Below are 14,549 nucleotides of genomic sequence, written 5' to 3'. Positions count from 1 at the left end.
CCGGTCACTCTAGACTCGTGTCCATGAACCTAAAAAACACCCTACTCCCGCCCCATACCGAGATGGTTCGCGCCATGCTCGAACGAGACACCGCCTATGAGGGGGTGTTCTTTACCGCGGTCAAAACCACCGGCATCTTTTGTCGCCCGACCTGCACAGCGCGCAAGCCGAAGCCGGAAAACGTCGAGTTCTTCGCCCATGTCGACGAGGCGATGTCGGCGGGCTATCGCGCTTGCCTGCGTTGCAAGCCGCTGGACGCCGCGGCCATCGCACCGGACTGGGTGCAAAAGCTGCTCTCGGCGGTGGATACCGACCCCGACCAGCGCTGGACCGATGCCCAGTTACTGGCCAAGGGCATCGAGCCGCTGAAGCTGCGGCGTTGGTTCAAACAACATTTTGGCATGACCTTCCATGCCTGGCTGCGCACCCGGCGCCTCGGCATGGCGTTAGGCGGCATCAAACAGGGCAATTCCATTGATAACGTCGCGTTCGACTCGGGTTACGAATCCCTGAGCGGTTTCCGCGACGCGTTTCAAAAGTCCTTCCATATCACCCCCGGCCGCGCCGCCAACAGCGAGCCACTGCTGTTCACCCGCCTGACCACACCGCTGGGGCCGATGATCGCCATGGCCGAGCGCCGTGGGCTGGTGCTCCTGGAATTCCTCGATCGACCCGCGTTGACCCGGGAGGTAGAAGCACTACAAAACCGCTACAGCTATGCCGTGGCGCCAGGGCACAACGCCTACTTGCGACAAATCGAAAATGAACTGGCGCAGTATTTCGCAGGCAAGCTGACCGAGTTCAAGGTCCCGCTGCATTTGCCGGGCAGCGATTTCGCCAGGCAGGTCTGGGCCGAACTGACGAAAATTCCCTATGGCCAGACCAGCACCTACGGCACCATCGCCGCGTTGCTGGGCAAACCCGGCGCCAGTCGTGCCGTGGGCCTGGCGAACGGGCATAACCGTCTCTCGATTGTCGTGCCCTGCCACCGGGTGATCGGTGCAGATGGCTCGTTGACAGGCTATGGTGGAGGACAACCGCGCAAGGCGTTTTTGCTTAGGCTGGAAAAGGCCAAGGTGCAGGTCATTCAACAACTCGCGTTCTGATCGCTCCCCGTTTATTTCAACCCCGTCTATATCAACAAAGTCATAAGGGAAGGACATCCGATGGAAACGCTCGACAATCAATTTCACCAGCTGCACCACGAGGGTTTGCTGATCCTCACCAACGTCGCCGATGCCGCCGGGGCGCGGCTGGTGGAGCAATTGGGCAGCAAAGCCATTGCCACCAGCAGCGCGGCTGTGGCGTGGGTTCATGGCTATCCGGATGGCAACACCCTGCCCCTCGAACGCCTGGTGTCGACCGTCGAGTCCATTGCCCGAGTGATTTGCGTGCCGTTGACCGTGGACATCGAGGCCGGTTATTCCGATGACCTGGCACGGGTTGCCGATGTGATCGATGCGGTGATCGCCGCCGGGGCCGTCGGGATCAACATCGAAGATGGCGCCTCACCGCCCGAACTGTTGGCGCGCAAGATCGGGATCGCTCGTCAGGTTGCCAGGCGCCGCGATGTGAAGCTGTTCATCAATGCGCGCACCGACGTCTACCTCAAGGGTCTGGTGCCCGCCGAAGATCGCGTCGCAGAAACGCTCAAGCGTGCGGCGTTGTATCAAGCCGCTGGCGCCGATGGGTTGTTCGCCGCAGGCGTGACCGCGGAGTACGAAATTGCGGCGCTCTGCCAGGGCACCACGCTACCGGTGAACGTACTCGGATTACCCGGCCTGCCGTCGCCAGACGAGCTCAAAACCCTCGGCGTACGCCGCTTGAGTGCAGGATCGGGCATCGCCGAGTTTCTTTACGGCGCCATGGCCGGGCTGGCTAAAAGCTTTCTGCAAACCGGCAAGCTCGACAGCAGCCACCTGAAGGCCTTCACCTATGGCGAAGTGAACGCCCTGCTCAAACCCTCCGGGAAAGCCTGATCGCGATGCTCGATCCCTATCTGCCCGCGACCGAGTTTCTGTCGTCCATCGATGACGACTGGCGGCGCCACATTGCCGCCATCGGCCCTTGCCTGCATCAGCCCCATCCGGCGCGCGATCCTTATGAGTCGCTGGTGCGGGCGATTGCCTACCAGCAACTGCATGCCAAGGCCGGGGATGCGATTGTCGGGAGGTTGCTGGCGTTGTTTCCCTCGGGCGCGTTTCCGAGGCCTGAGCAGATTATTGCAACCGGGATTGACCAGATACGCAGTTGCGGGTTTTCGGCCAGCAAGATCGCGACCATTCAGGGGATTGCTGAGGCGGCGTTGAGTGGTGTGGTGCCGGATTACGCCACGGCATTGACCATGGACGATGAGACATTGATCGAGCGGTTGATTACCTTGCGCGGGGTTGGACGCTGGACGGTTGAGATGCTGCTGATTTACAGCCTGGAACGGCCGGATATTTTGCCGGCCGATGATTTTGGCGTGCGCGAGGGCTATCGGCGGTTGAAGGGGCTGGAGGTGCAGCCGACGCGCAAGCAGATGATCGAGATGGGGTTGTGGTGGAGTCCGTATCGGACGACGGCGGCCTGGTATTTGTGGCGGGTGCCGAACAAATGAAAGCGACGAAGGTCGCATAACCGCTGATCGGAAACTGCTGTGCCCCTGTCAGATCTGACAGTAGCCACAACTGGCAACCGGCGACGCGATTCTGGTGCCGGTCGAAGGGTGCTGAAGGTCTAGGCTGTCCTAAGTACGTCCAAAAACAGCCGGAGGTTCCCATGCAGCTCGAAGGTTCCTGTCATTGCGGTGCGGTCACGTTCAGCCTGAGCAGTGCACACCCCTACCCTTACCAGCGCTGCTATTGCTCGATCTGTCGCAAGACTCAGGGGGGTGGCGGTTATGCGATCAATCTGGGCGGTGACGCCAACAGCCTGAAAGTCCGCGGCCGCAAAAACGTCGCGATCTATCACGCCCGACTCAAGGATGAAGGTGATCGCCGCGCCCACAGCAGCACCGCCGAGCGTCACTTCTGCAAGCTCTGCGGTAGTGCGCTGTGGCTGTTCAGCCCGCAGTGGCCGGAGCTGATCCACTCGTTTGCCTCGGCCATCAACACACCGCTGCCGGTGCCGCCGGAACATACGCATCTGATGCTTGGCTCAAAAGCCGATTGGGTTGAAGTCCAGGCGCACCCCGGCGACCAGCAATTCGAGGTCTACCCGCAAGAATCCATCGCCCAGTGGCATGAGCGGCTTGGTTTGAACCGATAAGCCGTTGCGCTTGAAATAGATGGCTTTTTGTAGGAGCAGCCGCTCGACGCTCGATTGGTCCGGGCGGCGTTCCGACGATGGCAATCTCGAGGACACCATCGCCGGCAAGCCGTGCTCCTACAGGCTCTGCGCCCTCACCACATCCTTTGTGAACCTTTAACTCTTGACCAGCGAGTGCTCGACCTCGCTACGACGGCGAAAACGATCGAACCAGAGGTAGACCACTGGGGTGGTGTACAGCGTCAGCAGTTGTGACACCGCCAGCCCGCCGACGATGGCAATCCCCAACGGTTGTCGCAACTCAGAGCCGGCACCATGACCAAAAGCCAGCGGTACCGCTCCCAGCAAGGCAGCCAGAGAAGTCATCAGAATCGGACGCAGCCGTAACAGACAACCTTCGCGCACAGCATCGCGGGGACTCATCCCTTGCTGCTCGGCCGCCAGGCTGAAATCGACGATCATGATGGCGTTTTTCTTGACGATCCCGATCAACAAAATGATCCCGATCATGCCCAGGACTGAAAGATCCTGACCGCAGATGATCAATGCCAGCAAGGCGCCGAAGCCTGCCGAGGGTAACGTGGAGATGATCGTCAACGGATGGATGGCGCTTTCGTACAGCACACCCAGGACGATGTAGACCGTCAGAATCGCGGCCAACACCAGCCACGGCTGCGACTTGATGGAATCCTGAAACGCTTGGGCGGTTCCCTGAAAGCTCCCACGGACGCTATCCGGCAATCCGACATCCAGCGAGGCCTGCTGAATTGCCGCGACGGCGTTGCTCAGGGCTTGACCCGGCGCCAGGTCGAACGACAGCGTGATGGCCGGGAATACCCCCTGATGGTTGATCACGATCGGCGCCAGCTCGTTCTTGACGCTGGCCAACAGGTTCAACGGCACCCTATCGCCGGCGGCTGAACGAACGTACAGATGCGCAAGCGTATCGAGCGACAACTGCCAGCGCGGATCGAGCTCGAGAATCACATGATTCTGATCGAGCTGGGTGAACATGGTGGCGATCTGTCGCTGCCCGAACGCATCGTAAAGCACGTCATCGATAGCCTGGACGGTGACACCCAGCCGTGCCGCCGTGGGGCGGTCGATCACCAGTGTCGCCTGGGGTGCGGCGTGCTGCTGATCGGAGGTGACATGCTGCAACTGTGGCAACGTCTTGAACTTCGCCAACAGAACCGCGCTCCAGTGGTCCAGCTCAAGGCTGTTCGGGTCCTGGAGGGTATATTGATACTGGGTCTTGCTCGCCCGACCACCGATCTGAATGTCCTGGTTGGCCTGCATGAACAGCTTGATAGCAGGCACCGCATCAAGCTGCGGTTGCAGTCGGGCGATCACTTGCTGGGCGCTGGCGGTGCGTTCACTGAAGGGCTTGAGGTTGATCATCACCTTGCCCTGGCTGATCGTCGGGTTGGGTCCGATCCAGAAATAGACCTTGGCCACTGCCGGGTCCTGACCGATGATATCGGTCAGGCGCGCGACGTCCTCGCGCATTGCCTGCGACGAAATATCCGGCGCCGCCTCGGCGACGCCCTGAATCAGCCCGGTGTCCTGCTGTGGGAAAAAGCCTTTGGGGATGTAGACATACAGCGCAGCCGTCGCCACCAGTGTCGCCAGCGCGACTGCCAGGGTCAGGCGCTGATGCTCCAGTACCCAATCCAGACTGCGTCGGTAACCCTCATGCAAGCGTGTGAACCCCGCTTCACAGGCCTGCGCGAATCGCCCGGGGCGGTCCTCGGCGTGGGGTTTCAAGAGCCACGCGCAGAGCATTGGCGTCACCGTAAGCGAAACGATGCAGGACATGACAATCGCCACGCTGACCGTGACCGCGAACTCGCGCATCAGGCGTCCGACGATCCCTCCCATCAACAAAATCGGCAGGAATACCGCGATCAGCGAAACCGTCATAGAGACGATGGTGAAACCGACTTCACGCAAGCCATCGACCGCCGACTGCAGCCGTGACTTGCCCATTTCCAGGTGACGCACGATGTTTTCCATCACGACGATGGCGTCGTCGACCACGAATCCCACCGCGATCGCCAACCCCATGATCGACAGGTTATCCAGGCTATAACCCAGCAAGTACATCACCGCAAAGGTCGCCACCAGTGACAGAGGAATGGTCAGGCTCGGGATCAGGGTCGCGGTGGCTTTGCGCAGAAACACAAAGATCACTACCACGACCAGCGCGATGGACAGCAACAACGTGAACTGCACGTCATGCACCGACGCTTCAATCGTCTGCGTGCGATCGCCCACCACCTGAACCTGAACGTCACGGGGCAACGATGCCGTCAACGACGGCAGACGCGCCTTGATCGTTGCAATGGTCGCCAGCACGTTGAAACCCGGCTGTTTATGGATGTCGACAATGATCGTCGGCTCCCCGCCGATGGCCGCCGCCTGCTGGGTATCTTCGGCACCGTCGATCACCCGGCCAAGGTCGCCCAGTTTGATCGGCATCCCGCTCTTGTAGGCAACCACCTGGTCGCGATAGCCCTGCGGGTCGAGCAGCTGGTCGGTGGTGTTGAGGGTCACGTTACGGCTGGCACCGTCCAGGCTCCCTTTGGGCTGGTCGAGCGTACTCAGACCGATGACGCTACGCACGTCCTCCAGTGTCAAGCCGCGAGCTGCCAGGGCATCCGGGTCGATCTGAATGCGCACAGCGGGTTTCTGTTCACCATGAAAGTCCACCAGACCAACGCCCGGCACCTGCGATAATTGCTGAGCCAGGTAATTGTCGGCATAGCGATCCAGTTCGTGCAGCGTGCGAGTCGGTGAAGTCAGCGCCAACGAAAGCACGGTGAACTCGGCCGGGTTGACCTTGTTGAAGGTCGGCGCACTGGTCATGCTTTTGGGCAGGCTGGCGCTGGCGGTATTGATCGCCGACTGGACATCCTGGGCGGCGCCGTCAATGTTGCGGGACAAATCGAACTGCAGCACGATCTGGGTTTTCCCCGAGGCGCTGGACGAGGTCATGGATGTGACTTGAGGGACTGTCGAGAAAGCACGCTCCAATGGTGTCGCCACGGAAGTCGCCATAGTCTCGGCACTCGCGCCGGAGAGTTTTGCGGTGACCTGAATCGTCGGGAAATCCACGGTCGGCAGCGGCGCTACGGGTAACTGAAAATACGCGAAGCTTCCCAGCAGCATCACCCCCAACGCCAGCAAGCCCAAACCGACACGTCGCTGGATCAAACCGGACAAGGCTTTCATCGCCCTCCCTCCACGCCGTTGCTGGAGGCAATCGATACGGAGGTATCGACTTGCGCAGGATCAGCCTGAACCGCAGACACCTTGACTCCCGGTGCGATACGCGACTGCCCTTGCACCACGACCGTTTCACCCGGTTCCAGCCCTGCACGAATCCATTGCCGGCCATCAACCACGGCCGCCGCCTGGACTTGTCGCGGCGCTACTCGCTGATCAGCGTTGACCACATAAACAAAACTGCCCTTCTGTCCTAACTGGACCGCGTTGGCCGGAACCACGGTTGCCTTGCGCTGGGTATTGAGCAACAGGCGGGCGTTGACCAACTGCCCGGGCCAAAGCTTGTTATCGGCATTGTCGAATTGGGCTTTGAGCTGAATCTGGCCGGTGGCGGCAGCGACCTGACTATCAATGAAGCTCAGGTGCCCGCTGGCAATCTGTTGCCGACCATCACGGCTCATGGCAACCACCTGCAAGGGCTGGCGCGCAGTCTCTTCAAGGATTTCGGACAGCTCATCCTGGGACACGGCAAAGGCCACCGAGATCGGGTCCATTTGAGTGATGGTCACCAACCCCGTCGCGTCCGTGCCATGAACAATCGAGCCGACGTCCAGCAGACGCTGGCCGGTGCGCCCGGTCAGCGGTGCGAGGATCTGGGTGAATCCCAGTTGCAGACGCGCATTCTCCAGCGCGGCCTGATCCGCCTGTACGCTGGCTTGCTGCGCGGCCAACTGCGCCCGATAGGTATCGACATCCTGGGTCGGACCGGCCTTGGCCGCAGCCAGTTTACTGGCCCGATCCAGGCTGACGCGCAGATTGGCCAGTTGCGCCTGATCTTTGGCGACCACGGCCTGGGCCTGCGCCAACTGAGCGTGATAGACCCGCGGATCGATCTGCGCCAGTTGGCTGCCAGCAGTGACCATCTGGCCCTCATTGAAGAGCACCTTCTGCAACTCGCCATCGGCCCTTACCCGCACATTCACCGTGTTGAGCGGCTGGACGTTGCCGATCGCATCCAGCCAGATGGGCAAATCTTGTTGGCGGGCCTGCTGCATGACCACCGGCACCGCACTGTCCGCCGGTTTGGCGGGTTCGGCGGATGCGCGCCATGGGGTGCTGATCACCCACCCGGCGCCCAGCAGGACGATGAGCAGTCCGGCATGGCACCAGCGGCGAAAAGGAGGCGAAACGAGTGGGACGTTCATGGGCGTGTGGCCTGAAGAGCTGAAGAAGACGGAGTGGGCATGGTGTTAGACGAGATGGCGGCAGCCGTGAAATCACCGCCCAGTGCGCGAAACAGGCCGACTGCGGCCTGCAAATGCTGCAGGCGCACCTGCAGCAACGTGTCTTCGGCCTGGTACTGGGTACGCTCCACGACCAACAGTGTCTGGAAGTCGGTCGAGCCCAGACGGTAACGAACCTGCGCCAACCTCGCGGCCTCACGGGCCGAGGCCACTGCAGCGCGGTTCAGCTCATAGGCTTGATCCAGTTCATGGGCAGCACTCAACTGCGTCTCGACATCCTGCAAGGCTTCGATCACCGACTCCCGATAGCTGGCCGTCAATTCCTGGACATGAGCCTGATCGAAGTGCAATTGGCCGTTCAGTTGGCCGCCCATGAACACCGGTTGGGCCAATGTACCGACCACGCTCCAGATCCGTCCTCCAGCCAGGGTGTCGAGGCCGCCCATCAGATCCAGCGATAAATTGGGTAAAAAGGCAGCTCGCGCCACACCGACATCAAAATTGGCCGATTTCAGGCGTGCCTCGGCGGACTGGATATCCGGCCGCTGACGTAGCAGGCCGATCGGCAATCCAAGCGTAGGCTTTGGTACGTCGAACCGGTCCAGGTCGGTCTGAGACACGGTGAATCCTTGTGGAGCAGCGCCGACCAGTACCGCCAATTGATACAGCGCCTGATCGCGTTGCTGGCGCAGGGCCGGCACCGCGGCCTGAAAGGTTTGTCGGGCATTGCGTTGCTGCTCGACCTCAAGGTTGGAAACCGCGCCCTGGCTGGCTTGCACCTGGACCAACTCAAGCACTTGTTGCGCGTCGTCGGCAATCGACTGAGCCAGACGCAGCCGCTCTTCGAGCGAGAGCACCTGGAAATAGCTGTCGGCAATCGACGCTCCCAAGGTCATGCGCAAGGTCTGCGCATCGAAAGCGCTCGCTTGCGCCAGCGTTTGAGCTGCGTCAGCCGTTGCCCGGTGCTTGCCCCAGAAGTCCACCTCATAGGACGCCTGGGCAAACACGCTGCGTGTCTGGCTCGTCGAGCTACCGTTCTGCCGCTGATAGCTGCCGCCCAAAGCCACTGCCGGGTATTGCGCGGCACCCGCCACCTGGGCCGAAGCACGGGCTTCATCGATTCGGCTTAGAGCCGCTTGCAGGGTGTAATTGTGATCCAGACCGCGGGCAATCAGAGCGTCGAGCTCCGGGCTGTGAAACTCTGTCCACCACTGCCCGCCCGCTGCCGGGGCGCTGGAGGCCGCACCGGCCCACGCCGGCGCAACTGCCAATGCGGGTTGATGATAGGTCGGCACCAGCGAGCAACCACTCAACAACAGCATGCCCAGGAGCGTCAGCCGTTTGGAAAGTCGAAGCGAGGCTGAGGACGGTCTGAAAGACGAAGGTAACGTAACGACGGGCATCTACTGATCATCTCCGGCAAAGCCTGTGTGGCTTGGCCACCACGAATGGCGCGAAGATAACAATGGGCACCTAGCAGAGCGTTCCCCTGAACCTAAAATTTAATTTAGCCAAGCCCAACGGCTGTACCACTGCGAGTCCGGCCGCCATACAGCCGTCAGGTCGACTCGCCCGAAAGATCAGGTACCGATGAGAGCGGTGGGATCCCGCTGTGGAAGCGGAATTCGGTATCCGGTGACTCGATCAATTCCTGCTCGGTGACCCTGACCCTGTCGATCACCTGGGCAATGTCCTTGGCATCGCCGTACTGGTAAGCCAGCTTCAGGTAGCCCTGAAAATGCCGGGCCTCGCTTTTCAGCAGGCCAAAGTAGAACTTGCCCAGTTCTTCATCCAGATGCGGCACCAGCGCTTCGAAGCGTTCGCAGCTTCGAGCCTCGATAAAGGCACCGACCACCAGCGTGTCCACCAGTTTGACCGGCTCGTGGTTGCGCACCACTTTGCGCAGCCCTGATGCATAGCGGCTGGCGGAGAGCTGGCGCAGCTCGATCTTGCGCTTTTTCATCAGCCGCATGACCTGTTCATGGTGGACCAACTCTTCGCGGGCCAGACGCGACATCAGGTTGATTAGATCGACATGGGCGTGATACTTGGCGATCAGACTGAGCGCAGTGCTGGCCGCCTTGAACTCACAATTCTTGTGGTCGATCAGCAGGGTTTGCTGATCCGCCAGCGCGGCCTGGACCCAACCGTCCGGGGTGCGGCAACCCAAAAACTCGTGAATTTCCGGAAAAATCATAGGGACACTTCCGTACGTTCAGGAGCGTGGCAAGGCAGGAGGGCAGCGACTTCAAGGATCGGTAACATGAGGCTCACGAAAGAAAGGTTCACAGCGAAGGGCGCTGATTATACCGGCCGGGCCGCAGACCACCAGCCGGCCGACTTGATGTGCGTCAACATCACAGTCAGCGCACAGCAACTATAGTTGTGCAACGTAGCGTCTATCACCTTCTGGAGATCCCGATCATGCAAGCCATTCGCAGCATCCTGGTGGTCATTGAGCCCGAGCATTCGGAAAGTCTCGCACTCAAACGCGCCAAGCTGATCGCCGGAGTGACCCAGGCGCACCTGCATTTGCTGGTCTGCGACAAGAAGCATGAACACTCGGCGCTCCTGAGCGTGCTCAAGAGCAGCCTGTTGAGCGAAGGCTACAGCGTCACCACCGAACAGGCGTGGAATGAAAGCCTGCACGAAACCATTATCGACGTGCAGCAGGCCGAAGGCTGCGGCCTGGTGGTCAAGCAGCATTACCCCGACAACCCGCTGAAAAAGGCCCTGCTCACCCCGGCGGACTGGAAACTGCTGCGCTATTGCCCGACTCCGGTGTTACTGGTCAAGACCTCCACCCCCTGGACTGGCGGAACCATTCTGGCGGCCATCGACGTCGGTAATACCGATGGCGAACACCGCAACCTGCACGCCAGCATCGTCGATCACGGCTTTGACATCGCCAGCCTGGCCAAGGCGCAGTTGCATGTCATCAGCGCCCATCCGTCACCGATGCTGTCGGCGGCCGATCCAGTGTTTCAGCTCAAGGAAACCATCGAAGCCCGCTACCGCGAGCAGTGCAAGGCGTTTCAGGCCGAGTTCGACATTGATGACGACCATTTGCATATCGAAGAAGGCCCGGCAGACGTATTGATTCCACACTTTGCCCACAAGTTGCAGGCATCGGTCACGGTCATCGGTACCGTGGCGCGTACCGGATTGTCAGGTGCATTGATTGGCAATACCGCGGAAGTGGTGCTCGACTCGCTGGAAAGCGACGTACTGGTGCTCAAGCCGGACCAGATCATGGACCACCTGGAGGAAGTGGCGTTGAAGCATTGAGGTGATGATCACCTGTGGCGAGGGAGTGGCCGCTCCCTCGCCACTAGGTTTCAGCAATCAGGAACCGAAGGCATCCCTGAGAAAGCCCGGCGCGATGTAACGCTGATAATGAGCTTCAGACAGCAGGAAAAACTCCCGATCAATGGCATCACGCAGCTGCGGCAGGCTCCAGCCGCGAAACTCGGGCATTAACACCATGCCGTAGGCGTCCAGTTGGCTGATGACCCGCGCGCCACGGGCAATCAACTGATAGGCCCAGCAATATTCGGACTGATGGGGCACGAAGCGGATTTTTCGCTGCTCCAGCTGCTGACGCAGCCGTTTGGGGTCGAAAATTTCCAGTTTGCCGGCCATCACCTGCACCAGCAGCTGCTCCAGACGCAGCCAGACCGCACGTTTTTCTTCCTCGTTGTAGCCGTTCCAGTGAATCACTTCATGGTGGAAACGCTTGCAGCCACGGCATACCAGATCACCGTAAACAGTGGAGCAGAGGCCGACGCAGGGGGTCTTGATGGTCTGATTGGGCATAGGTAAGCAGAACGTGAGAAGCAAAACAGGTCGGCATGTTAGCCCTTTGTCTAACATTCATCACCCCTCAAAGTTCAGAGGCTAACTTACCTTAAAATTTTTTTTGCCGTAGAATCAGCCAGCCTTTTAAGGCGCCAATGTCCGTTAGAAGCTGTTTTCAAAGCGTCACGAGCACAGTCGTTCCTTCAGAGCGGTGTTGGCGAAGGGTTTTTCCAGCGGGGAAAAGCCCAACGCCAACCCTCATCAGCTCCCCGTTCTGCAGGCGTAAAACTTTGAAAGCAGCTTCTGTAAGGAATTGCCGGTAATTCTGGCTAAGTGGCCCACAACGCTACGCAGCGCATGAGTACGGCAATTTCGGGATGAGCGTCCCGGACACCCATTTGGGACCACTGATGAGGGTAATAACTGTGCTTGAAGCCTACCGCAAACATATCGAAGAGCGTGCAGCACTGGGTATCGTTCCCCAGCCGCTTAACGCCGAACAAACTGCAGGCCTGGTCGAGCTGCTGAAGAATCCCCCGGCTGGCGAAGAAGCTTTCCTCGTTGACCTGATCACCAATCGCGTGCCGCCTGGCGTGGACGAAGCAGCCTATGTAAAGGCCGGTTTCCTCTCTGCTCTGGCCAAAGGCGAAGCCACTTCCCCTCTGCTCGACAAAAAGCGCGCTGTTGAACTGCTTGGCACCATGCAAGGCGGCTACAACATCGTGACGCTGGTTGACCTGCTCGACTCAGCCGAACTGGCTCCGGTCGCTGCCGCGCAACTCAAGCACACCCTGTTGATGTTCGATGCTTTCCACGACGTCGCGGAAAAAGCCAAGAACGGCAACGTTCACGCTCAAGGCGTACTGCAATCCTGGGCTGACGGCGAGTGGTTCAAGAACCGCCCTGTTCTGGCCGACAAGATCAGCCTGCGCGTATTCAAGGTCACCGGCGAAACCAACACCGACGACCTGTCCCCTGCTCCTGATGCCTGGTCCCGTCCAGACATCCCGCTGCACGCCCTGGCCATGCTGAAAATGGCCCGTGACGGCATCGTGCCTGATGAGCAAGGCGTCACCGGTCCCATGAAGCAGATCGAAACCATGCGCGGCGAAGGCTTCCCGATCGCCTACGTCGGCGACGTAGTGGGTACCGGTTCTTCGCGTAAATCGGCCACCAACTCGGTGCTGTGGTTCTTCGGCGACGACGTTCCTTACGTGCCGAACAAGCGCGCTGGCGGTTTCTGCTTCGGCAGCAAAATCGCTCCGATCTTCTACAACACCATGGAAGATGCCGGCGCACTGCCAATCGAATTCGACGTGACCAACATGAACATGGGCGACGTGATCGACCTGTACCCTCATGCCGGTAAAGTCACCAAGCACAACAGCGACGAAATCCTGACCACCTTCGAAATGAAGACCCCGGTCCTGCTCGACGAAGTCCGTGCTGGCGGTCGTATTCCGCTGATCATCGGCCGTGGCCTGACCGAGAAGGCGCGTGCCGAGCTGGGTCTGCCGCCGTCCGATCTGTTCAAGAAGCCGGAAGCTCCGGCTGAAAGCACCAAGGGCTTCACCCTGGCGCAGAAAATGGTCGGCAAGGCGTGCGGCGTAGCTGGCGTTCGTCCAGGTACCTACTGCGAACCGAAAATGACCACCGTCGGCTCCCAGGACACCACCGGTCCCATGACCCGTGACGAACTGAAAGACCTGGCATGCCTGGGCTTCTCGACCGATCTGGTAATGCAGTCTTTCTGCCACACCGCGGCTTATCCAAAGCCGATCGACGTGACCACCCACCACACCCTGCCAGACTTCATCATGACCCGCGGCGGTGTTTCCCTGCGTCCGGGTGACGGCATCATCCACAGCTGGCTGAACCGCATGCTGCTGCCGGACACCGTCGGTACCGGTGGTGACTCCCACACCCGTTTCCCGATGGGGATCTCCTTCCCGGCCGGTTCCGGTCTGGTCGCTTTCGCCGCAGCCACTGGCGTGATGCCACTGGACATGCCGGAATCGATCCTGGTTCGCTTCAAAGGCAAAATGCAACCAGGTGTCACCCTGCGTGACCTGGTTCACGCCATTCCTTACTACGCGATCCAGGCTGGCCTGCTGACCGTAGAGAAGAAAGGCAAGAAGAACGCCTTCTCCGGTCGTATCCTGGAAATCGAAGGTCTCGACAACCTGAGCATCGAACAGGCATTCGAACTGTCCGACGCCTCGGCCGAGCGTTCCGCTGCGGGTTGCACCATCAAGCTGTCCAAAGAGTCGATCACCGAGTACCTGAGCTCCAACATCACCCTGCTGCGCTGGATGATCGGCGAAGGCTACGGCGATGCGCGTACTCTGGAACGCCGCGCTCAAGCGATGGAAGCCTGGATTGCCAACCCTGAGTTGATGGTTGCCGATGCTGACGCCGAATACGCTGAAATCATCGAAATCGACCTGGCCGACATCAAAGAGCCTGTGCTCTGCGCGCCGAACGATCCGGACGACGCCCGTCTGCTGTCCAGCGTTGCTGGCCAGAAGATCGACGAAGTGTTCATCGGTTCGTGCATGACCAACATCGGTCACTTCCGCGCTGCCGGTAAACTGCTGGATCAGGTCAAGGGTCAGCTGCCAACCCGTCTGTGGCTGTCGCCGCCGACCAAAATGGACGCTCACCAGTTGACCGAAGAAGGCTACTACGGCATCTACGGCAAGGCTGGCGCGCGCATGGAAATGCCGGGCTGCTCGCTGTGCATGGGTAACCAGGCTCGCGTTGAACCGAACTCCACCGTAGTGTCGACATCGACCCGTAACTTCCCGAACCGTCTGGGCGACGGCGCAAACGTCTACCTGGCTTCGGCTGAGTTGGCGTCTGTTGCTTCGATCCTGGGTCGCCTGCCGACCGTCGAGGAGTACATGGCCTACGCGAAGGAAATCGACACCATGGCCAGCGATGTCTATCGCTACCTGAGTTTCGACCAGATCGCCGAGTTCCGTGAAGCTGCTGCGAATGCCAACATTCCGGTCATTCAAGCCTAAC

11 protein-coding genes are annotated in these 14,549 nt (G+C 60.0%); 6 read left to right on the top strand and 5 right to left on the bottom strand.

All coding sequences use genetic code 11. The features are described 5' to 3' along the window. Positions 1-23: 23 nt before the first annotated feature. From AC07UI_RS04945 to AC07UI_RS04930, 4 genes are all read left to right on the top strand, one after another. Positions 24-1,106 (top strand): bifunctional transcriptional activator/DNA repair enzyme AdaA, encoded by a 1,083-nt coding sequence (locus tag AC07UI_RS04945; protein ID WP_494991428.1) that lies wholly within the window; start codon positions 24-26, stop codon positions 1,104-1,106. 60 nt (positions 1,107-1,166) lie between these two features. Beyond that, positions 1,167-1,979: an isocitrate lyase/PEP mutase family protein gene (locus tag AC07UI_RS04940; protein ID WP_494991427.1), complete on the top strand. Its 813-nt coding sequence runs from the start codon at positions 1,167-1,169 to the stop codon at positions 1,977-1,979. A gap of 5 nt (positions 1,980-1,984) precedes the next feature. After that, on the top strand, positions 1,985-2,602 hold the full coding sequence (locus AC07UI_RS04935) for a DNA-3-methyladenine glycosylase family protein (RefSeq protein ID WP_494991426.1): 618 nt from the start codon (positions 1,985-1,987) through the stop codon (positions 2,600-2,602). Positions 2,603-2,763: 161 nt separating this feature from the next. Next, positions 2,764-3,252: a GFA family protein gene (locus tag AC07UI_RS04930; RefSeq protein WP_494991425.1), complete on the top strand. Its 489-nt coding sequence runs from the start codon at positions 2,764-2,766 to the stop codon at positions 3,250-3,252. Positions 3,253-3,408: 156 nt separating this feature from the next. Here AC07UI_RS04930 and AC07UI_RS04925 read toward each other — a convergent pair whose 3' ends face one another. The 4 genes from AC07UI_RS04925 to AC07UI_RS04910 form a co-directional block, all read right to left on the bottom strand. Next, complete coding sequence (locus tag AC07UI_RS04925) at positions 3,409-6,486, bottom strand: efflux RND transporter permease subunit (RefSeq protein WP_494991424.1); 3,078 nt, start codon at positions 6,484-6,486, stop codon at positions 3,409-3,411. After that, on the bottom strand, positions 6,483-7,685 hold the full coding sequence (locus AC07UI_RS04920; RefSeq protein WP_494991423.1) for an efflux RND transporter periplasmic adaptor subunit: 1,203 nt from the start codon (positions 7,683-7,685) through the stop codon (positions 6,483-6,485). Before AC07UI_RS04920 ends, AC07UI_RS04925 begins: the two co-directional genes overlap by 4 nt. Continuing rightward, complete coding sequence (locus AC07UI_RS04915; RefSeq protein ID WP_494991422.1) at positions 7,682-9,046, bottom strand: efflux transporter outer membrane subunit; 1,365 nt, start codon at positions 9,044-9,046, stop codon at positions 7,682-7,684. The genes AC07UI_RS04920 and AC07UI_RS04915 overlap by 4 nt, the downstream gene beginning before the upstream one ends. 236 nt (positions 9,047-9,282) lie before the next feature. Continuing rightward, positions 9,283-9,921: a MiaE family protein gene (locus AC07UI_RS04910; protein ID WP_494991421.1), complete on the bottom strand. Its 639-nt coding sequence runs from the start codon at positions 9,919-9,921 to the stop codon at positions 9,283-9,285. A gap of 227 nt (positions 9,922-10,148) precedes the next feature. Between AC07UI_RS04910 and AC07UI_RS04905 the strand changes: the two genes are divergently transcribed. After that, the gene (locus AC07UI_RS04905) at positions 10,149-11,012 is read left to right on the top strand and encodes a universal stress protein (protein WP_494991420.1); all 864 of its coding nucleotides are present in this window, start codon (positions 10,149-10,151) and stop codon (positions 11,010-11,012) included. 57 nt (positions 11,013-11,069) lie between these two features. On the opposite strand, the gene AC07UI_RS04900 is transcribed toward AC07UI_RS04905, so the two are convergent. Continuing rightward, entirely contained in the window at positions 11,070-11,540 is a 471-nt protein-coding gene (locus tag AC07UI_RS04900; RefSeq protein ID WP_494991419.1) for a DUF1289 domain-containing protein, read from the bottom strand. A 407-nt stretch (positions 11,541-11,947) separates the two neighbouring features. On the opposite strand from AC07UI_RS04900, the gene acnB reads away from it, so the two are divergent. Further along, positions 11,948-14,548 (top strand): bifunctional aconitate hydratase 2/2-methylisocitrate dehydratase, encoded by a 2,601-nt coding sequence (gene acnB / locus AC07UI_RS04895; RefSeq protein ID WP_494991725.1) that lies wholly within the window; start codon positions 11,948-11,950, stop codon positions 14,546-14,548. Position 14,549: the final 1 nt, after the last annotated feature.

The sequence above is a fragment of the Pseudomonas sp. GW821-FHT04C07 genome (genome assembly GCF_059420325.1).
Note: the sequence above shows the minus strand (reverse complement) of the source record. Positions and strands in the feature narration are given on the sequence as shown.

Coding starts and splice junctions, on each gene's coding strand:
- AC07UI_RS04930 (WP_494991425.1), top strand. CDS start 2,764: ATGCAGCTCGAAGGTTCCTGTCATTGCGGTGCGGTCACGTTCAGCCTG.
- AC07UI_RS04905 (WP_494991420.1), top strand. CDS start 10,149: ATGCAAGCCATTCGCAGCATCCTGGTGGTCATTGAGCCCGAGCATTCG.
- AC07UI_RS04920 (WP_494991423.1), bottom strand. CDS start 7,685: ATGAACGTCCCACTCGTTTCGCCTCCTTTTCGCCGCTGGTGCCATGCC.
- AC07UI_RS04940 (WP_494991427.1), top strand. CDS start 1,167: ATGGAAACGCTCGACAATCAATTTCACCAGCTGCACCACGAGGGTTTG.
- AC07UI_RS04925 (WP_494991424.1), bottom strand. CDS start 6,486: ATGAAAGCCTTGTCCGGTTTGATCCAGCGACGTGTCGGTTTGGGCTTG.
- AC07UI_RS04910 (WP_494991421.1), bottom strand. CDS start 9,921: ATGATTTTTCCGGAAATTCACGAGTTTTTGGGTTGCCGCACCCCGGAC.
- AC07UI_RS04900 (WP_494991419.1), bottom strand. CDS start 11,540: ATGCCCAATCAGACCATCAAGACCCCCTGCGTCGGCCTCTGCTCCACT.
- AC07UI_RS04915 (WP_494991422.1), bottom strand. CDS start 9,046: ATGCTGTTGTTGAGTGGTTGCTCGCTGGTGCCGACCTATCATCAACCC.
- AC07UI_RS04945 (WP_494991428.1), top strand. CDS start 24: ATGAACCTAAAAAACACCCTACTCCCGCCCCATACCGAGATGGTTCGC.
- AC07UI_RS04935 (WP_494991426.1), top strand. CDS start 1,985: ATGCTCGATCCCTATCTGCCCGCGACCGAGTTTCTGTCGTCCATCGAT.